An 18995-nucleotide genomic window follows, 5' to 3' on the forward strand; every position below is an offset into this window, starting at 1 on the left:
GTTTTAGTCTAAAGTCAAATGTCATAAAGTTTTTAAAGTAAAAAATAACTTTAAACTTTGGACTTTCAAACTTTCTACTTAAACACTTCCTCGGGTTACTTCTCTAAACTTCAAACAAATTTTGAAGTGCTAATTATATAGACTATATAAAAAATCGGAACGGTTTACGGGTCTAAATCCTAAAAACTCTTTAAAAAAAGTGTTCAGTATTCAGAAGTTAGTGTTCAGCTTATCACTGATTACTAAATACTGAACACTGAATACTAAAATGCTATTCTTCTAAACGAATATCTAAACCAAGACCTTTCAATTCATGCATTAATACATTGAATGATTCTGGCAATCCTGGTTCTGGCATAGACTCTCCCTTAACGATAGCTTCGTAAGTTTTAGCTCTACCAATAACATCATCAGATTTAACAGTCAAGATTTCTCTAAGTGTACTTGATGCTCCATAAGCTTCAAGTGCCCAAACCTCCATCTCTCCAAAACGTTGACCTCCAAATTGCGCTTTACCTCCTAAAGGTTGTTGCGTAATTAATGAGTATGGTCCGATTGAACGTGCGTGCATCTTATCATCAACCATGTGTCCTAATTTCAACATATAGATAACACCAACAGTTGCTGCTTGATGGAAACGTTCTCCAGTTCCACCATCATAAAGATGTGTATGTCCAAAACGTGGTACTCCAGCTTCGTCAGTCAATTCATTGATTTGATCTAGAGTTGCTCCATCAAAAATTGGTGTAGCAAATTTTCTACCCAAGTTTTGTCCAGCCCAACCAAGAACCGTTTCATAAATTTGACCAATGTTCATACGTGAAGGTACCCCAAGTGGGTTCAACACGATATCAACAGGTGTTCCGTCTTCAAGGAAAGGCATATCTTCATGACGAACAATACGAGCAACAATACCTTTGTTACCGTGACGTCCTGCCATTTTATCCCCAACTTTCAGTTTACGTTTTTTAGCGATATAAACTTTAGCTAATTTCAAAATTCCAGCTGGTAATTCATCTCCAACTGTAATTGTGAATTTCTCTCTACGTAACGCACCTTGTAAATCGTTCAATTTAATTTTATAGTTATGAATTAAATCATTAACCATTTTATTAGTTACATCATCAGCAACCCATTGACCTTTACTTAAGTGAGCGAAATCTTCTACAGCATAAAGCATTTTTTGAGTATATTTTTTACCTTTTGGTAAAACTTCTTCACCCAAATCATTCATTACACCTTGAGAGGTTTTTCCGTTTACGATCAAGAAAAGTTTTTCAACTAATTTGTCTTTTAATTCAACAAATTTAACTTCAAACTCCATTTCAAGTGCTCCTAAAGCATCTTTATCTTGAGTACGTTTACGTTTATCTTTTACTGCTCTTGCAAACAATTTTTTGTCTAAAACAACACCGTGTAAAGATGGAGACGCTTTCAATGAAGCATCTTTAACATCACCTGCTTTATCCCCGAAGATTGCACGAAGCAATTTCTCTTCTGGAGTAGGATCCGATTCTCCTTTTGGTGTAATTTTTCCGATAAGAATGTCGCCAGGTTTAACTTCAGCTCCAATTCTAATCATACCATTTTCATCTAAATCTTTAGTAGCTTCTTCAGAAACGTTTGGTATATCGTTCGTCAATTCTTCGTTACCTAATTTAGTATCTCTAACTTCTAATGAATAATCATCCACGTGAATAGAGGTAAAAATATCGTCACGAACTACTTTCTCAGAAATAACAATCGCATCCTCAAAGTTGTATCCTTTCCATGGCATGAACGCTACTTTTAGGTTACGACCTAAAGCTAATTCTCCATTTTGAGTTGCATACCCTTCTGACAATACTTGACCAAGAACAACTCTATCACCTTTTCTTACAATAGGTTTCAAGTTGATACTTGTTCCTTGATTGGTTTTTCTAAATTTAATTAGATTGTATGTTTTTTCATCTGCTTCAAAACTTACCATTCTTTCTTCTTCAGAACGATCGTATTTTATAGTGATGATATTAGCATCAACGTATTCTACAGTTCCGTCTCCTTCAGCGTTAATTAAAACTCTAGAATCAGAAGCAACTTGACGCTCTAATCCAGTTCCAACAATAGGAGCTTCAGGACGAATTAATGGTACAGCTTGACGCATCATGTTAGATCCCATCAAGGCTCTATTCGCATCATCATGTTCCAAGAACGGAATCAAAGAAGCAGAGATAGAAGCAATTTGATTTGGAGCAACGTCAGTATAATCAACATTAGTTGGTTCGATTACTGGGAAATCACCTTCTTGACGAGCAATTACGTTATCGGCAGTAATTTTTCCTGTAGCATCCATTTCGATATTTGCTTGCGCAATCATCATTCCTTCTTCTTCTTCAGCGCTTAAGTAAATTGGAGTAGCATTTAAATCTACAGTTCCATTAGTTACTTTACGGTAAGGTGTTTCGATGAAACCCATTCCGTTAACTTTAGCATAAACACCTAAAGATGAAATCAAACCAATGTTTGGTCCCTCAGGAGTTTCAATCGGACATAAACGACCGTAATGCGTATAGTGAACGTCACGAACCTCAAATCCAGCTCTTTCTCTCGAAAGTCCACCTGGTCCTAGCGCAGATAATCTTCTTTTGTGCGTAATCTCAGCCAATGGATTCGTTTGATCCATAAATTGAGATAACTGGTTTGTTCCGAAGAAAGAGTTGATAACTGATGATAATGTTTTAGCATTAATCAAATCAATTGGTGTAAACACCTCGTTATCTCTAACGTTCATTCTCTCACGAATAGTTCTCGCCATACGCGCTAAACCAACACCGAATTGTTGAGACAATTGTTCACCAACTGTTCTAACACGACGGTTTGATAAGTGATCAATATCATCAATCTCTGCTTTAGAGTTGATTAATTCAATCAAATATTTTACAATGGTAATGATATCTTCTTTGGTAAGCACTTGCTTTTCCATTGGGATATCTAAACCAAGTTTTTTGTTCATTCTATAACGACCTACTTCACCTAAGTTGTAACGTTGGTCAGAGAAGAACAATTTATCTATAATACCACGAGCAGTTTCTTCATCAGGCGGTTCTGCGTTACGCAATTGTCTGTAGATATGCTCAACAGCTTCTTTTTCAGAGTTTGTTGGATCTTTTTGTAGCGTATTGTGAATGATTGCATAATCACCTTGATTAGCATCTTCTTTATGCAACAAAATAGATTTAACGTTAGAATCAATGATTTCTTCTACATTATCTTTGTCGATAATGGTGTCTCTATCAAGGATAATCTCGTTACGTTCGATAGAAACTACTTCTCCAGTATCTTCATCCACGAAATCTTCATGCCATGTATTTAAAACACGTGCAGCTAATTTTCTACCGATGTATTTTTTAAGTCCTGTTTTAGAAACTTTAATTTCCTCAGCTAAGTCGAAAATCTCAAGGATATCCTTGTCTCTTTCGAAACCAATTGCACGGAATAAAGTTGTAACAGGTAATTTTTTCTTTCTATCGATATAAGCGTACATAACGCTATTGATATCTGTTGAAAATTCTATCCAAGAACCTTTAAAAGGAATTACTCTGGCAGAATATAATTTAGTTCCATTTGCATGGAATGATTGTCCAAAGAAAACACCTGGAGATCGGTGAAGTTGAGAAACAACAACACGTTCAGCACCATTGATAACAAAAGTACCACTAGGCGTCATGTAAGGAATTGTACCGAGGTAAACATCCTGAACAATAGTTTCAAAATCTTCGTGCTCTGGATCTGTACAATATAGTTTTAACCTTGCTTTTAAAGGTACGCTATACGTAAGACCTCTTTCTATACATTCTTGAATTGTATAACGTGGTGGATCTACAAAATAATCTAGGAATTCCAATACAAAATTATTTCTTGTATCTGTAATTGGAAAGTTTTCCATGAAGGTGTTGTATAACCCTTCGTTGCCTCTTTCATCAGATTTAGTTTCTAATTGAAAAAAATCTTTAAAAGATTTAACCTGAACATCTAGAAAATCTGGATAGTCAGGAATATTTTTTGTAGAGGCAAAATTCAATCTTTCAGTCTGATTTGTTATCATCAATGGAGAAAATTTTGATTTTAAAAAAGTAATTTTTTGTGTAAAACACTGTTTAATATATACTTTCCTTAATTTATAACCAGTACATCTTTAAAAATAAACCAGGAAATCAGTTCATTTTTTTCTTCGTATTTGGTTAAAAGCTTTTTCGTATTTTAAACTATTTTATAATAAAACTGGATATAATTTTATTATACGAAAAATGGTTTAGGCCATTGGACGCAGTTGTCCAAGGCCTAAACCTAGTTTAAAACTATGTTTGAATTATTTTAATTCAACTACAGCTCCAGCTTCTTCTAAAGATTTTTTAAGCCCTTCAGCTTCTTCTTTAGAAACACCTTCTTTTACATTGCTTGGTGCGCTATCAACTACATCTTTAGCTTCTTTCAAACCTAAACCTGTAAGTTCTTTAACTAATTTTACAACTGCTAATTTAGAAGCACCAGCTTCTTTCAATACAACTGTAAATTCAGTTTGAGCTTCTTCAGCAGCACCATCACCACCACCAGCAGCAACTACTACAGCTGCAGCAGCAGGCTCAATACCATACTCGTCTTTTAATATTGTTGCTAATTCGTTAACTTCTTTTACAGTTAAATTAACTAATTGTTCTGCGAATTGTTTCAAATCTGCCATTTTTTCTATCGTTTTAAAATGATTTGTAAAATATAATTTATTTATTGTGCGCGTTTTTTAAATAAAAACTTGGGATACCCAGGTTTTTACTATGCTTCAGCTCCTTCGCTAGCGAATTGGTTTTGAAGTGCAGAAATAACTCTTTGTGCTGGTGATTGAAGTAATCCAATGATTTCGCCAATAAGTTCTTCTTTAGATTTAATAGTTGCTAATGCATCTAATTGATCATCTCCAATGTAAACTTCAGCGTTAATATAAGCCCCTTTCAATATAGGTTTTGCTGATTTTTTTCTGAAGTCTTTGATAATTTTCCCAGGAGCGTTTGCAACATCTGAAATAAATATAGCGCTATTACCTGTCAATACAGAAGGTAAGTCACCATAATCATTATCAGAAGCCTCCATTGCTTTTGCAAGCAAAGTGTTTTTAACAACCTCTAATTTTATACCTGCTTTAAAACAAGCTCTTCTCAAATTTGAAGTTGTCTCTGCATTTAATCCAGAAATATCAGATACATAAATAATATTTGTACCAGCTAACTGTGCAGTTAAATCTTCAATCGCGATTGATTTTTCTTCTCTAGTCATACTAAAAATTATTAACTACCAATTATACTGCTTTAGGATCCAACGCAATTGCTGGACTCATTGTGCTTGTAAGGTGTATACCTTTAATATAGGTACCTTTAGCAGCAGTTGGCTTAAGTTTGATTAATGTTTGAATAATTTCGTGTGCATTGTCATAAATTTGCTCAGCTCCAAAAGAAACTTTACCAATTCCTGCATGTACGATACCAGTTTTATCAACTTTGAAATCGATTTTACCAGCTTTAACTTCTTGAACAGCTTTTGCAACATCCATAGTTACAGTACCTGTTTTAGGGTTTGGCATTAAACCTCTAGGTCCTAAAATACGACCTAATGGACCTAATTTACCCATTACAGCAGGCATAGTGATGATTACATCAACATCTGTCCAACCGTCTTTGATTTTTTGTAAATAGTCATCAAGACCTACATAGTCTGCACCAGCTTCTTTAGCTTCCGCTTCTTTATCTGGAGTAACTAATGCTAATACTTTAACATCTTTACCAGTTCCATGAGGTAATGTTACCACACCTCTAACCATTTGATTCGCTTTTCTTGGATCTACACCCAAACGAACTGCGATATCAACAGACTCATCAAATTTTGCAGAAGCTATAACTTTAATTAATGCAGCAGCATCTTTCAAAGAGTATAGTTTGTTCTTTTCAATTTTTGAAGCAGCCTCTTTTTGCTTTTTTGTCAATTTTGCCATGTCTTTCTCTTAATTAAAAAGGAGCGTCTCCTGATACAGTTATACCCATAGATCTAGCTGTTCCAGCAACCATACTCATTGCAGACTCCATAGTGAATGCATTTAAGTCAGGCATTTTGTCTTCAGCAATTGCTCTAATTTGTTCCCAAGTAACACTAGCTACTTTTTTACGATTAGGCTCACCAGAACCAGATTTTAGCTTTGCAGCTTCCATTAACTGAACTGCTGCTGGAGGAGTTTTTACAACAAAATCAAATGATTTGTCTTTATACACAGTAATTTGTACTGGGCATATTTTGCCAGGTTTATCTTGTGTTCTAGCATTAAATTGCTTACAGAACTCCATGATGTTTACCCCAGCAGCTCCTAAAGCAGGTCCAACCGGTGGCGACGGATTCGCTGCACCTCCCTTAACTTGTAGTTTAACTACCTTACTAATTTCTTTAGCCATTTTTTAAAAAATTTAACACTACAATTATTGGAAGCAATTGTAATGGATATTATAGATGTAACAAAAAATTATACTTTTTCAACTTGCATAAAACTCAATTCTAATGGTGTTTTTCTTCCGAAAATTTTCACCATTACTTCAAGTTTACGCTTTTCTTCATTTATTTTTTCAACTGTACCGTTGAAACCATTGAAAGGTCCATCAATAACCTTAACCGTTTCTCCTAAGTTGAAAGGGATAGCGCGAGTATCTGTATTTACAGCTAACTCATCTACTTTACCTAACATTCTATTAACCTCTGAAACTCTCAACGGAACCGGTTCTCCATTTTTAGTCTCTCCTAAAAACCCAATTACGCTTGTTATTGACTTAATAATATGAGGAATTTCACCAACAAGGTTTGCTTCAATCATTACATACCCCGGAAAATATACTTTATCTTTAGATATTTTTTTACCTTCCTTTACAGTAACCACTTTTTCGGTAGGAACTAGAACTTGAGAAACATAATCACTCATTCCTAATCTAGCGATTTCAGTTTCAATATAAGCTTTCACTTTATTTTCTTGTCCACTTACTGCTCGAACGACATACCACTTCTTTACATTATTATCTGTCATCACAAAAAAATTAAGCTTTTATCCAGTTAAAAAATCCAGCTAATGCTTTTGCAAAAATTTCATCTACTCCCCAAGTTGCCAAAGCGAATAATACTGAAAAAACAGCAACAACAATTGTTAGACGTTGCACTTCAGCCCAAGCTGGCCAAGTTACATTTGATTTTAATTCTTCAAATGCTTCCGATATGTAATTAACAACTTTTGTCATTATGATATATTTTTTTGCACGGGCGGAGGGATTCGAACCCCCATCAACGGTTTTGGAGACCGCTATTCTACCCTTGAACTACGCCCGTTCGTTAATAAAAGCCAGCAACACAAAGCGTTACTGGCTTTTTCAATTTATTATAAAAAATAATTACTATAGAATTTCAGTTACCTGACCAGCTCCTACAGTTCTACCACCCTCACGGATAGCGAAACGTAAACCAACATTCAATGCAATTTCGCTCAACAAATTAACTTCAATAGTTAAGTTATCTCCAGGCATAACCATCTCTACACCTGCTGGCAAAGTGATGATACCCGTAACGTCTGTTGTACGTACATAAAATTGTGGACGGTAATTATTGTGGAATGGTGTGTGACGACCACCTTCTTCTTTTTTCAAGATATAAACCTCAGCTTTGAAATGAGCGTGTGGTTTAACTGAACCTGGTTTACAGATTACCATACCTCTTTTGATGTCTTCTTTTTGAATACCTCTCAAAAGGATACCTACGTTATCTCCAGCTTCACCTCTATCAAGGATTTTACGGAACATCTCAACTCCAGTAATAGTAGAAGTTAATTTTTCAGCTCCCATACCAATGATTTCAACAGCATCTCCTGTATTAGCAACTCCAGTTTCGATACGACCTGTAGCAACAGTTCCACGACCTGTAATTGAGAATACATCCTCAACTGGCATCAAGAAAGGTTTTGCAACATCTCTTACCGGCTCTTCGATCCAAGCATCAACAGCTTCCATCAATTCAATGATTTTTGGAACCCAAGCAGGATCGTTATTCAATCCACCTAAAGCAGAACCTTGAACAACAGGACCATTATCACCATCATATTCATAGAAAGACAATAAGTCTCTAATTTCCATTTCAACTAATTCAAGTAATTCCTCATCATCAACCATATCCACTTTATTCATGAATACAACAATTCTAGGAATACCTACCTGACGTCCTAAAAGAATATGCTCACGTGTTTGTGGCATTGGTCCGTCTGTAGCAGCTACAACAAGAATAGCACCATCCATTTGAGCAGCACCAGTAACCATGTTTTTTACGTAATCCGCGTGACCTGGACAGTCAACGTGTGCGTAGTGACGGTTAGCAGTTTCATACTCTACGTGAGATGTATTAATTGTAATACCTCTTTCTTTCTCTTCTGGAGCGTTATCAATTTGATCAAATGATTTTGCTTGACAGTAACCAGCATCAGATAATACTTTCGTGATTGCAGCAGTTAAAGTAGTTTTTCCGTGATCGACGTGTCCAATTGTACCTATATTTAAGTGCGGTTTGGAACGATTAAAATTTTCTTTTGCCATTTTACTTAATTTTTAATCTTAGTTATATATTTATTAGTGTTCAAATATTCAATTTTGAGCCAATGTCGGGAATTGAACCCGAGACCTCTTCCTTACCAAGGAAGCACTCTACCCCTGAGCTACACCGGCAGAGAATTAATTTTAAATAATAAATGTTGAATTTTAAATTAATTTAAAACTTATAATCTAACATTTAAAACATTCATCGTGGGGAGAGCAGGATTCGAACCTGCGAAGTTCACACAGCAGATTTACAGTCTGCCCTCGTTGGCCGCTTGAGTATCTCCCCAACTTTTTTTATTTTAAAACCTTCCGACTTTGAGCCGGCGGAGGGACTCGAACCCACGACCTGCTGATTACAAATCAGCTGCTCTAGCCAACTGAGCTACGCTGGCAATTTCAATAAAAAAAGTCCGCTATTTCTAACGGACTGCAAATGTAGAGATTTTATCTCTCAATCAAAACATTTTTTAAAAAAAATTTTATATTAAACGTGTGTTCTTATTTTTTCTTTCCTTTTTACCAATAATCGTTCTAAAGATTCTGCTGAAAGCTCAATCGCTTCTTCAAAAGTCTTACATTGTTTCTTCACTAAGAAATCATCTCCCGGCACATTAATTTTCACCTCAACAAATTTATTTTCTTTGTCGCTTGTTTTTTCAACTTTTAAAAAAACGTCAGAGGATACTATTTTATCATAATACTTCTCTAATTTATCCATTCTTTCTTGAACGAAATCTACTAGCTTTCTGTCAACAGTAAAGTTAACTGCATGAACATTTACCTTCATAATCTTTTTTTTAATGGTTAAACATTTTTGAATTATTTTTGGTTTCTCGGATGAGCATCTTTATAAACTTGTTTTAGTTCTGATAAACTACTATGTGTATACACTTGTGTTGATGCTAAACTTGAATGCCCTAATAATTCTTTTACCGAATTCAAATCAGCTCCGTTATTTAGTAAATGAGTAGCAAATGTATGTCTTAATACATGAGGGCTTTTCTTTACCTTTTCGGAGACAGTACTAAAGTAAGAATTTATTAGTCGATACACAAACGAATCATTCAATTTTAACCCTTTTTTTGTGAGAAAAAAATAATCTTCGCTGACAATAACTTCTAAAGAATACCTCTCCTTTATATAGACAGACAACTGCTCCGTAATAATTGGCAAGACAGGAATTAGCCTTTCCTTATTCCTTTTTCCAAGAACCTTAATTACTCCATTTGACAAATCAACATTAACTAACTTTAAATGAATTAGTTCTGCTCTTCGCATTCCTGTAGTATAAAATAAATCAATAACAAGTTTGTTTCGTATTTCCTCAAAACCTACTGGATTTTGCATTTGACTCAAAACTTCATCAACTTCTTTTTCAGAAAATGGAATTTGTATTTTTTTAGGGGTTTTTAACGCTTTATGCTTTAACAGAGGACTAACTTCTATCTGTTTTATTTTTAGTAAAAATTTATAAAACGCTTTTAGGGATGCTATCTTTCTGTTTACCGAAACATTCGACATGTTATCATCAACAAGCGAAACTATCCAACTCCTGATTTGACTGTAATTAACTTGCTCTATAGTTTCTTGATCGAAATGATTTTTATTAAAAGCCTCAAAGTAGGCTAAGTCATTCAAATAAGCATTGACGGTATGCAGAGAATATTTTTTCTCAAACTGAAGATAATCCCGAAATGCATTTTTATTTGAAGCCATAAAAAAACCGTTAGCATCAAAGTTATAAAACTTTTAATGACTAACGGTATTTTATTTAATAGATATAGACTAACTCTCTAAGTTATCTCTCATATTTTGGATATAAGCCGCTTTTTGAATTTTGATTCTATTTGTTACTGAAGGCTTAATAAAAGCAGTACGTGCTCTTAGTTGACGAACAGTTCCTGTTTTATCAAATTTTCTTTTGTAACGTTTTAACGCTCTATCGATATTTTCTCCGTCTTTAATTGGTATAATTAACATAATATAGACACCCCCTTTCTTTAAGTGCGCAAAAGTATATATTAATTATGAATTATGAGTTATGAATTACGAATTATTTTAAAGAGGGAAATAGAATAAAGATAAAAGAGATTAGATTAAATCGAAAAAGCCAAGTTCCAATTTAGCTCCGCTCAGTTCGGCTTTGCCTCGAACCTTTCCTTTTGGCTATTCTATCAGTTATACAAAAGTCTCTATTCTTTCAAAATATTTCTCGAAATCACCAATTTTTGAATTTCGGTAGTTCCTTCTCCAATAGTACATAACTTGGAATCTCTGTAGAATTTTTCTACTGGATAATCTTTGGTATACCCATAGCCTCCGTGAATTTGAACGGCATCATTCGCAACTTTCACACAAACTTCGGAAGCATACATTTTAGCCATAGCACCAAGCGTAGTTACTGGTCTATGTTGTTGCTTCAAGAAAGCGGCTTTATGAATCAACAATTCTGAAGCTTCAATTTCAGTTGCCATATCCGCTAACTTAAATGAGATTCCTTGAAATTCAGAAATTGCTTTCCCAAACTGATGTCTTTCTTTCGAATATTTTAATGCAGCTTCATACGCGCCTTTTGCAATTCCTAATGACAAAGCTCCAATAGATATTCTTCCTCCATCTAAAATTTTCATTGCCTGAATAAAACCTTGCCCTACATCACCTAATCTATTGGCATCTGGAATACGGCAATTATCAAATATCAACTCAGCAGTTTCACTAGCACGCATTCCTAATTTATTTTCTTTTTTTCCAGAACCAAATCCTGGCATTCCTTTCTCAAAAACAAAAGCAGTCATTCCTTTTGAATCTCCTTTTTCACCAGTTCGAACAATAACTACCGAAATATCTCCAGAAATAGCATGTGTAATAAAATTCTTTGAGCCATTCACCACCCAAAAATCACCATCTTTAACCGCAGTGGTATTCATTCCTCCTGCATCAGATCCAGTTCCATGTTCTGTCAATCCCCAAGCTCCAATGTGTTCTCCCGTTGCTAATTTAGGAATCCATTTTTTCTTTTGTTCTTCATTACCAAATGTCAAAATATGATTGGTGCATAATGAATTATGAGCTGCTACTGATAATCCAATGGATGGATCAACTTTCGAAATTTCTTCAATTATAGTTACATATTCATGATATCCTAATCCTGAACCTCCAAGTTCTTGAGGCACCAAAATTCCCATAAACCCCATTTCACCTAATTTTTTGAATAAAGAAACAGGAAAAACCTGCGCCTCATCCCATTCCATTATATGCGGTCTGATGTTTTGTTCTGCGAAATCACGTATTGATTGTGCAATCATAGATTGCGTTTCGTTATAATCAAAGTTCATTGTATTCAGCTTTATTTTAAAAGCTCAAATATAAGCCAATTATTTTTGCTTTATCAACAGGAAAACCCTTAATTTTTATCAAATCCTCAATATTCTTAATATCTCCATTCATGCTTCTAAAAGTTACAATTTGTTTTGCAAGTGGATATTTAAAATACGGAAACTGAGCAAGTTCTTTCATTGACGCATCATTTATAGCTATCTTTTTAAAATCAGGAAGTACTGTAACTCTAAAACTTATATTCAATTTTTCAATTACTTCTGGCGAAAGTCCCCAAACATCATTCATCTGATCCATTGATACAAATCCACCCAAACTTTCTTTTTGTTTTAAAATCCGAAGAGAAATAGCTTCTCCTATTCCGTAAATTTTCATCAGCTCTTCCTGAGTTGCTTTATTTATATCAATTGGAATAATTTTTTCTTTTTTGGCGAAAGCCTTATCTGTATATTTAGGGAAAGATTTGAATTTAGTTTTGTTAGTAACCCAATCTGGAAATTTAAAATACGGCGCAATAGCATTTAATAACGAATCCGAAACTTTTGTAATGTTTTGAAATTCTTCTGCGGAATTCACATATTTATCTTTTTTTCTAAAAGCAAGCAACCGATCTATTTCTTGAACTGACATTCCTAATTTATACCCTTTGTAATCAGAAATAAAATTAGGATTGAAAGGATATACTTTTGGCAAGTATGCTTTTCTTTCTCGTTTTGCAACATCTATTTCAGACTGCAACGAAAGCCACTTTTGTTTTTCGGGATAAACTTTTACAAGGGTACTAAAATCGAAGTAGAAATAAATCATCTGCAAAAAAAGTATAACTGCAAATAATAAAAATAATCCTGTTCGTTGTTCCCGCGAAAAATTAAAATATGTTTTTATCGTTTTAAAAGTCATTTCTGAAAAGGGAATTATTTTTTGTTTTCTAAAATTATAAATAATTTACTACAAAATAGCTTGCCGAACTAAAATTTTAGCTAAAAAAAATAATTCTAAAAAAACAGATACTAATAAAGCATAATAAATTCAACATCAAGAACAGCTCAACCATTAAACACAACGATTAATTAATTTTTATAACTTAAAACTCGAATTTTGTTTTTATTTTTTACAAAAAACAATACATTTGGAACTTAATAACAATAAAAACAATATTTATGTCAATTTGGAAAAGAAAACCATTAGCCCAGCTTTTAGCAGAGGCCGCTGATTCCGAAAAAGGATTAAAAAGAACACTAACCGCTTGGTCATTAATTGCGTTAGGAATTGGCGCTATTATTGGTGCAGGATTGTTTGTAAGAACTGCAATGGCAGCATCACAAAACGCCGGACCATCTGTAACAATAGCTTTTATTGTTGCTGCTATCGGTTGTGCTTTAGCAGGATTATGCTATGCAGAACTTTCTTCTTCAATTCCAATTTCAGGAAGCGCCTATACGTATACATACGCAACTATGGGTGAATTTTTAGCTTGGATTATCGGTTGGGATTTAATACTTGAATACGCCGTAGGTGCAGCGACAGTAGGAATTGCATGGAGCGAGTACCTTAACAATTTACTAATTAATGTGCTTCACGTAAGCCCTATTCCATATTCATTATCCCATTCCCCTTTTCAATCCAATTTGGAAACTGGCGAGCAAGGATTGATAAATTTACCGGCTTTGTTTATTGTAGGTGTGATAAGTTTATTATTGATTAAAGGTATTCAAGAATCTGCTTTTGTAAACGGAATTATTGTTGTTGTAAAAGTTGTTATTGTTGTTTTAATAATTATTGTAGGATGGAATTTCATTAATCCTGCTAACCATACGCCTTATATCCCGCCAAGTTCAATTTTTACTGACGAACATGGAATTGACCATCACTTTGGAGGTTTTTGGGGTATAATAGGAGCTGCTGGAACCGTTTTCTTCGCTTTTATTGGTTTTGATGCCGTAAGTACTGCTGCACAAGAAACTAAAAACCCTAAACGTAATATGCCAATAGGTATATTAGGATCATTAGCTGTTTGTACTTTATTGTACATCCTTTTTGCGCATGTATTGACAGGTGTTGCAACTATTGAAGATTTTAGAACTGGTGGAAAAGAAGCTTCTGTAGCATTTGCAATAAATAAATACATGATAGGTTATGCTTGGTTAGGTCAACTAGTAACTATAGCTATATTAGCAGGATTCTCTTCTGTAATCTTAGTAATGTTATTAGGACAATCAAGAGTGTTTTATGCAATGGGTAAAGATGGTTTATTACCAAAATCATTCAGTGATTTGCACTCAAAATATCAAACTCCTTACAAAGCTAATATTGTTATTTTAATAATTGTAGGTGCATTTGCTGCTTTTATTCCTGGAGATATTGTAGGTGACATGACTAGTATTGGAACCTTATTTGCGTTCTCACTTGTGTGCGTTTCAGTTATCATTCTTAGAAAAAAAGAACCTAATATGGTACGTGAATTCAAGACTCCTTTTGTTCCATTAATTCCTATTTTAGGGGTTATTACATGTGTCTTAATGATGGCAGGTTTAGGTTGGACAAACTGGTTAAGACTTTTTGCTTGGATGGCAATTGGAGTAATTATTTATTTTGCTTACAGCAAAAAAAATAGTGTTCTAAACAACCCTAAGGAATAAATCCTAACTCACAAAACATAAAAAAAGTCCAATAAAGTATAAATACTTTATTGGACTTTTTTTTTGATAAAAATATAATTTACAAATCAAAAACAGAAGTTCTTTTCGCTCGTATCAAATCTTTCAAACGAATCCAAAAAGCTAAAGTCAAATAAACTCCAAACCATAATCCAGCTGTAACAAAGGATATATAAATAAAAAACAAACGTACGCTAGTTACTCGCATTCCTAATTTATCAGCCAAACGGGAAGATACATGGAAACCATGTTTTTCAAAAAAAAATTTAAGCCTAATTACTGCGGACATCTTTTGGGAGTTTATTTATAATTCATTCGGAAGCAAATTTACAACATTATACTATTTCCTTGTAAATAAATCCGAGATTAACTTACGCTTCTTTTTTCAGCAATTCCATTCCAATTCCACATTTCAAACAGTTGCTTTTATTACAATACTCATTTTTTAGTTGCAACAAAGACTGTGTCTCAAATGCATTTGTTGATTTTATTCCAAAAGAATTAAATTTATCTATAATTGCATTTTTCTCTGGAGCAACCTCATGAAGCAATTGCATTAGTTCTTCCAAAACATCTTTCCCTTGGCTTTTGGCATATGCGAACTGTAATGGAATAATTGTATTTATAATAATCAAATCAACGAAAGATTTTGACAGCCCTTTCTTTTTCTTTGGACTTTCTCTATCAAATTGATAATGATTTTGCCAATATAAAGAAGCCGATACCACAAGTATATGATAGATGTTTGCAACCGAATTAAAACCAATAATTTTCGAAAATAAATTGTGCTGACTATGATACAATCCTGCTAATTGAGAAAGACGAATAGTAGGAAAGTTATCTGGACGATGTTTAAAAAAATGAACGGGTTCTATTATTGGTTTTTCTATTTGGTACTTATGCAACAAATAAAAATACCTGAATTGTAAGTCTTTGAAATAAGCATCTTCTTTTTCTGAAGCCAATAATCCCGCTGTACCAAAGATTAAAGCTTCTAAGTTCTGCAATTCAAAATTCTCTTTTCTAATTATTGAAAAAGGAATTGATTTAGCGATTTTAAGAAAAATTTCACCATTGGTATTTAAACCGAAATTTTTGGCTAAAAGCCAAAACAAAACAGCTTCCCAATCCTGATTTGTTTCTTCCAATAAATCATAAATGGGTTGTGATTTTCTCTCTAAACGTTCTAAAAACAAACGTTCTTGCCAATTTTTAAAAACAAAGGAGTCTATTTTACTTAATTCTTTTTCACAAAAAATCCATGATTTTGGAGCAATCAATGCTTGATAATTTGTAATCGTTACGGCATCAACGTATTTTTTGAGTTCTAAAACGGGAATTTCAGAATTGTCACTCCTAAAAATCGTTGTATCGTTTTCCCAAACTACATGTAAAATCACGTTTTCATAAGCAGCATCTCTTTCATGATGATGGACATACCAATCCGAAGATTTAATATGGATTTCAACATTTCCTGCCCATTTTTGATTTCCAATTGTTATTTGAGCATTAAAAAAATCTGGTCCTGCCAATTCTAAATATTGACCAACATGAATGATAGTAATTTCCTCTCCTGTGAAAGTTCTGAGATTTAGCAAGTCAAATTTTTTGAACTTCCAGAGGTAATGAAGAAAATCTTCTTTCATGTTTCAGTCTTTAAATTAAAATAGATTAAAGACTAAAGTAACCAAAAAAACATAAAAATGAAAGAAATTTACCTCAATAAATACAATTTAGCACAAGCGCGCGCATCTGATAACGCTTCATGATGCTGGAGTTGAATATTCATTTCTCGACAACAATCACTCAGTTTTGTAGGTTTTAATCCTTTAGCCTTATAAATTTTTACCGTGCATTCCCATCGTGAAGCTATGTTTAACTCAGCATAATCTAAATTACAACTTGCCATCGATTTGGCTAAAACATTTCGATCAAAACTCTCATTATGAGCTACAACTACTTTATTTTGAAGTCGTTTTTTTATTTCAGGGTAAACTTGTGCGAATGATTTTGCATTCACCGTATCCTTTGGATAAATACCGTGAACTTGAATCGTAAAGGGTGAATACAAATTATTCGGTGGCTTAATTAAACTGACGAATTCATCTACAATTATTCCGTTTTCTACGGTTACAATTCCTACAGAGCAAGGATGGAATGCTGTAGCAGTTTCAAAATCTATTGCGGTAAAAGTCATTTATTTGTATTTATAAAAACTAAAAACCACAAATCTAACGAATTTAATTCGGTAAACTTATGGCTCAAAATTTAATGTTTTAATAGAATTCTATTCAAAAAAATTCCAAACCAATCCAAAACGGATTGTAAAATCACGATACGGATTATTAGGGGATGCGTAAAAATTATTGCCTGTCAAAGAAGAATTAAAATGCTCTGCTTTAAAATAAATTCTAGTTCTTTGAATTCTAGCATTAACGAAAAAATCAAGATTTGGGAAATTTCCAATTTCTTTTTCTTTTTGAACAAAGAACTCTCCAATTACAGGATTATAATCATTCGCATAGTATTTTGTAAAATAATTAAATACTATACCTGTTTGCAAATACAAGGCTTTCTTGAAAAAATAATTAGTGAAATAAATCGTATTCCTAGTTACAATTTCAGGCACATTCAGAATGGATTCTTGCTGAGATGTTTTTTGATATAAAAGGGTGTTGTCTAAAGCGAACTTCCCAAATTTGAATTCTTTGCCCACTTTGACCGAAAGGTAATTTATAGTTCCATCATATTGTGCAGGCGCAACAATTTGCGTCATACTCAACGCTTGAGTTGGGGTGGAAACATCTGCAAAATACAAATGATCATTCAAAACCGAAAACTGAAATGAAGCATTAATCCAAGGCGTAGTTGCATTAGCAATTAAGGAATTAATTTTTTCGTTCTTAAAATCATTCGACCAATTGTATGCTACGTAACTACTTTGGTACAAATTATAATTGTTATTCGGCAATTTATTAATGTTTTGATACTGAAAAGTAAGTTGATTATCCTCGTTAATATCATATTGCAGTTTAGCATCTAAATTAGATAACGACTGATTTGTAATAGATCGAGAGTACAAAAAGGTACCATTCCATTTGTTTTTTCGATATTGATATTGCCCACCGACATTATTTATATTTTGGCTTAAAGAACTTGGAACTATTTTCGTGTCGAAAATCAAAATTTGATTGTAATAATAGTTCGATCTAAAGTCATCAACAAAAAATTGAAACTTTCCTAAAGTAGTGTTCTCGTATGCAAGCCCTACTCTATTATACATTTTATTATAATGCGTCTGGTCATTTATACCACTGCTTTTATAAGAATCTCCAAATCTATATACCGTTCTTCCATTAGCGGATGATGTAACAGTAGCTTGATTGAATTCGAAAAACTTATTTTCGTAATTAAATTGATGCGCGATGTATAAATTATTAGCTCCTTTGGTTGGATTTATTCTAAAAGAATGGTCTAAAAATAGTCTTTTCCCTTTCAAAAAAGATTTGGCATCCGTCAAATAAACTTCTAATCGTTGGCGGTTTTTATAATCTATATTTTCACTTTCAAAATCTTCAACAGTTGTAATTCCGCCGTTTTCCTCGTTTAAAATATCTTGGTAGGTATAATGTGTGTTTGCAAAATAACGCTTGTTTTTAGAATTATAACTTAACGTAAATCTGAAATTCCCAGTACTTGACATTTGGTTAATATACTTCCCTTCTGAACGCAAACCTCTGTAAGCCAATGAAAAATTAAGGTTTTCAGATGTATTTAAAGTAACAAAAGAATCAACGGATTGTCCTTTCATTTGTGTAGTTTTAAAATACAATTCCGTTACTGGCGTAGCAACTGAAGCATATCTAATTTGATTTGCTTCCAAGAAATTAAAATGTTTCGCTTTGAATCCAAATTCAGGATACGGAGAAAAATTAGTCAAACTATATTGCAATGTATTGTAAGTCTGACCGTCATTTGCGAAAGGCAAAAGCCCAAAATTATCCTTACGCAAATAATTATGGCTATACTCTTTTTGGATGGTTAGCGAGGTGTCAATATAAGTTGTATCGCGTTCCAATGTAATTATTCGATACATATCTAAAGTCGCTACTTTTTTCGGAATTACATTTTTGGTTGAATCCGTAACACTGGTATATTTACTATTAAAATCTAACTCTTTACCACTCTTTATTTGAGAAAACAGTAACGTAGGTAATGCTAAAAAAATTAAAGAAGTAAGAATTCTCATTTGGAAAAAGATATAATTAGGCAATCGTTTTTTACAATTTTTATTCCCGCAAAGGTAAATGATAAAAACATATAAATAAAAAAACCATTTAATTTATGATTTGCTATAGTAAAT

The 18995-nt window shown here is 33.4% G+C and carries 18 protein-coding genes and 4 tRNA genes; 1 reads left to right on the plus strand and 21 read right to left on the minus strand.

All coding sequences use genetic code 11. The annotated features are described in order from the left end of the window. Positions 1–271 precede the first annotated feature (271 nt). The 17 genes from rpoB to C8C88_RS03050 all read right to left on the minus strand — a co-directional run bounded on the left by rpoB (position 272) and on the right by C8C88_RS03050 (position 12782). Positions 272–4084, minus strand: a complete 3813-nt coding sequence (gene rpoB / locus C8C88_RS02970) for a DNA-directed RNA polymerase subunit beta (RefSeq protein WP_121336707.1) — start codon at positions 4082–4084, stop codon at positions 272–274. Positions 4085–4348: 264 nt separating this feature from the next. Then, positions 4349–4720 carry a 50S ribosomal protein L7/L12 gene (gene rplL / locus C8C88_RS02975; protein WP_121336708.1) on the minus strand — a complete coding sequence of 124 codons (372 nt, stop codon included), beginning with the start codon at positions 4718–4720 and terminating at the stop codon, positions 4349–4351. Positions 4721–4809: 89 nt separating this feature from the next. After that, entirely contained in the window at positions 4810–5307 is a 498-nt protein-coding gene (gene rplJ, locus C8C88_RS02980) for a 50S ribosomal protein L10 (protein ID WP_121336709.1), read from the minus strand. Positions 5308–5329: 22 nt separating this feature from the next. Beyond that, entirely contained in the window at positions 5330–6019 is a 690-nt protein-coding gene (gene rplA / locus C8C88_RS02985; RefSeq protein WP_055094620.1) for a 50S ribosomal protein L1, read from the minus strand. A gap of 13 nt (positions 6020–6032) precedes the next feature. After that, entirely contained in the window at positions 6033–6470 is a 438-nt protein-coding gene (gene rplK, locus C8C88_RS02990; RefSeq protein ID WP_066082293.1) for a 50S ribosomal protein L11, read from the minus strand. 68 nt (positions 6471–6538) lie between these two features. Further along, a complete protein-coding gene (gene nusG, locus C8C88_RS02995) occupies positions 6539–7090 on the minus strand; it encodes a transcription termination/antitermination protein NusG (protein ID WP_121336710.1) in 552 nt (183 codons plus the stop codon). Positions 7091–7100: 10 nt separating this feature from the next. After that, the gene (gene secE, locus C8C88_RS03000; protein ID WP_039109059.1) at positions 7101–7298 is read right to left on the minus strand and encodes a preprotein translocase subunit SecE; all 198 of its coding nucleotides are present in this window, start codon (positions 7296–7298) and stop codon (positions 7101–7103) included. A gap of 17 nt (positions 7299–7315) precedes the next feature. After that, positions 7316–7386, minus strand: a tRNA-Trp gene (locus tag C8C88_RS03005). Positions 7387–7451: 65 nt separating this feature from the next. After that, positions 7452–8636, minus strand: a complete 1185-nt coding sequence (tuf, locus tag C8C88_RS03010; RefSeq protein ID WP_121336711.1) for an elongation factor Tu — start codon at positions 8634–8636, stop codon at positions 7452–7454. Between the two features lie 57 nt (positions 8637–8693). Next, a tRNA-Thr gene (locus C8C88_RS03015) sits at positions 8694–8765 on the minus strand. Positions 8766–8844: 79 nt separating this feature from the next. Next, positions 8845–8925: transfer RNA gene (locus C8C88_RS03020), tRNA-Tyr, on the minus strand. Positions 8926–8957: 32 nt separating this feature from the next. After that, positions 8958–9031 (minus strand) — tRNA-Thr (locus C8C88_RS03025). Between the two features lie 92 nt (positions 9032–9123). Next, complete coding sequence (gene hpf, locus C8C88_RS03030; protein ID WP_121336712.1) at positions 9124–9426, minus strand: ribosome hibernation-promoting factor, HPF/YfiA family; 303 nt, start codon at positions 9424–9426, stop codon at positions 9124–9126. Positions 9427–9458: 32 nt separating this feature from the next. After that, the gene (locus C8C88_RS03035) at positions 9459–10355 is read right to left on the minus strand and encodes a tyrosine-type recombinase/integrase (RefSeq protein ID WP_121336713.1); all 897 of its coding nucleotides are present in this window, start codon (positions 10353–10355) and stop codon (positions 9459–9461) included. 69 nt (positions 10356–10424) lie between these two features. Then, a complete protein-coding gene (rpsU, locus tag C8C88_RS03040) occupies positions 10425–10619 on the minus strand; it encodes a 30S ribosomal protein S21 (RefSeq protein WP_035670421.1) in 195 nt (64 codons plus the stop codon). A 212-nt stretch (positions 10620–10831) separates the two neighbouring features. Beyond that, positions 10832–11974 carry an acyl-CoA dehydrogenase family protein gene (locus C8C88_RS03045; protein WP_121336714.1) on the minus strand — a complete coding sequence of 381 codons (1143 nt, stop codon included), beginning with the start codon at positions 11972–11974 and terminating at the stop codon, positions 10832–10834. Between the two features lie 16 nt (positions 11975–11990). Continuing rightward, positions 11991–12782, minus strand: a complete 792-nt coding sequence (locus C8C88_RS03050) for a ComEA family DNA-binding protein (protein WP_370453776.1) — start codon at positions 12780–12782, stop codon at positions 11991–11993. Between the two features lie 353 nt (positions 12783–13135). Here C8C88_RS03050 and C8C88_RS03055 point away from each other — a divergent pair, with 353 nt between their 5' ends. Then, complete coding sequence (locus tag C8C88_RS03055; protein ID WP_121336716.1) at positions 13136–14614, plus strand: amino acid permease; 1479 nt, start codon at positions 13136–13138, stop codon at positions 14612–14614. 79 nt (positions 14615–14693) lie between these two features. On the opposite strand, the gene C8C88_RS03060 is transcribed toward C8C88_RS03055, so the two are convergent. The 4 genes from C8C88_RS03060 to C8C88_RS03075 all read right to left on the minus strand — a co-directional run bounded on the left by C8C88_RS03060 (position 14694) and on the right by C8C88_RS03075 (position 18881). Then, the gene (locus tag C8C88_RS03060) at positions 14694–14921 is read right to left on the minus strand and encodes a PspC domain-containing protein (RefSeq protein WP_121336717.1); all 228 of its coding nucleotides are present in this window, start codon (positions 14919–14921) and stop codon (positions 14694–14696) included. An 82-nt stretch (positions 14922–15003) separates the two neighbouring features. Next, complete coding sequence (locus C8C88_RS03065; RefSeq protein WP_121336718.1) at positions 15004–16278, minus strand: DUF2851 family protein; 1275 nt, start codon at positions 16276–16278, stop codon at positions 15004–15006. 68 nt (positions 16279–16346) lie between these two features. Continuing rightward, positions 16347–16829: a 3'-5' exonuclease gene (locus tag C8C88_RS03070; RefSeq protein ID WP_121336719.1), complete on the minus strand. Its 483-nt coding sequence runs from the start codon at positions 16827–16829 to the stop codon at positions 16347–16349. Positions 16830–16919: 90 nt separating this feature from the next. Continuing rightward, on the minus strand, positions 16920–18881 hold the full coding sequence (locus tag C8C88_RS03075) for a putative porin (RefSeq protein ID WP_121336720.1): 1962 nt from the start codon (positions 18879–18881) through the stop codon (positions 16920–16922). Between the last annotated feature and the right edge of the window lie 114 nt (positions 18882–18995).

Origin of the sequence: Flavobacterium sp. 123 (assembly GCF_003634825.1) — a bacterium.
Classification (GTDB): domain Bacteria; phylum Bacteroidota; class Bacteroidia; order Flavobacteriales; family Flavobacteriaceae; genus Flavobacterium.

Excerpts from the sequence above, each read along its gene's own strand:
- C8C88_RS03070 (WP_121336719.1), bottom strand. The coding sequence starts at position 16,829 with ATGACTTTTACCGCAATAGATTTTGAAACTGCTACAGCATTCCATCCT.
- rpsU (WP_035670421.1), bottom strand. The coding sequence starts at position 10,619 with ATGTTAATTATACCAATTAAAGACGGAGAAAATATCGATAGAGCGTTA.
- rpoB (WP_121336707.1), bottom strand. The coding sequence starts at position 4,084 with ATGATAACAAATCAGACTGAAAGATTGAATTTTGCCTCTACAAAAAAT.
- rplA (WP_055094620.1), bottom strand. The coding sequence starts at position 6,019 with ATGGCAAAATTGACAAAAAAGCAAAAAGAGGCTGCTTCAAAAATTGAA.
- secE (WP_039109059.1), bottom strand. The coding sequence starts at position 7,298 with ATGACAAAAGTTGTTAATTACATATCGGAAGCATTTGAAGAATTAAAA.
- nusG (WP_121336710.1), bottom strand. The coding sequence starts at position 7,090 with ATGACAGATAATAATGTAAAGAAGTGGTATGTCGTTCGAGCAGTAAGT.
- hpf (WP_121336712.1), bottom strand. The coding sequence starts at position 9,426 with ATGAAGGTAAATGTTCATGCAGTTAACTTTACTGTTGACAGAAAGCTA.
- C8C88_RS03045 (WP_121336714.1), bottom strand. The coding sequence starts at position 11,974 with ATGAACTTTGATTATAACGAAACGCAATCTATGATTGCACAATCAATA.
- rplJ (WP_121336709.1), bottom strand. The coding sequence starts at position 5,307 with ATGACTAGAGAAGAAAAATCAATCGCGATTGAAGATTTAACTGCACAG.
- C8C88_RS03035 (WP_121336713.1), bottom strand. The coding sequence starts at position 10,355 with ATGGCTTCAAATAAAAATGCATTTCGGGATTATCTTCAGTTTGAGAAA.
- C8C88_RS03055 (WP_121336716.1), top strand. The coding sequence starts at position 13,136 with ATGTCAATTTGGAAAAGAAAACCATTAGCCCAGCTTTTAGCAGAGGCC.
- C8C88_RS03060 (WP_121336717.1), bottom strand. The coding sequence starts at position 14,921 with ATGTCCGCAGTAATTAGGCTTAAATTTTTTTTTGAAAAACATGGTTTC.
- C8C88_RS03065 (WP_121336718.1), bottom strand. The coding sequence starts at position 16,278 with ATGAAAGAAGATTTTCTTCATTACCTCTGGAAGTTCAAAAAATTTGAC.
- C8C88_RS03075 (WP_121336720.1), bottom strand. The coding sequence starts at position 18,881 with ATGAGAATTCTTACTTCTTTAATTTTTTTAGCATTACCTACGTTACTG.
- rplK (WP_066082293.1), bottom strand. The coding sequence starts at position 6,470 with ATGGCTAAAGAAATTAGTAAGGTAGTTAAACTACAAGTTAAGGGAGGT.
- rplL (WP_121336708.1), bottom strand. The coding sequence starts at position 4,720 with ATGGCAGATTTGAAACAATTCGCAGAACAATTAGTTAATTTAACTGTA.
- tuf (WP_121336711.1), bottom strand. The coding sequence starts at position 8,636 with ATGGCAAAAGAAAATTTTAATCGTTCCAAACCGCACTTAAATATAGGT.
- C8C88_RS03050 (WP_370453776.1), bottom strand. The coding sequence starts at position 12,782 with ATGATTTATTTCTACTTCGATTTTAGTACCCTTGTAAAAGTTTATCCC.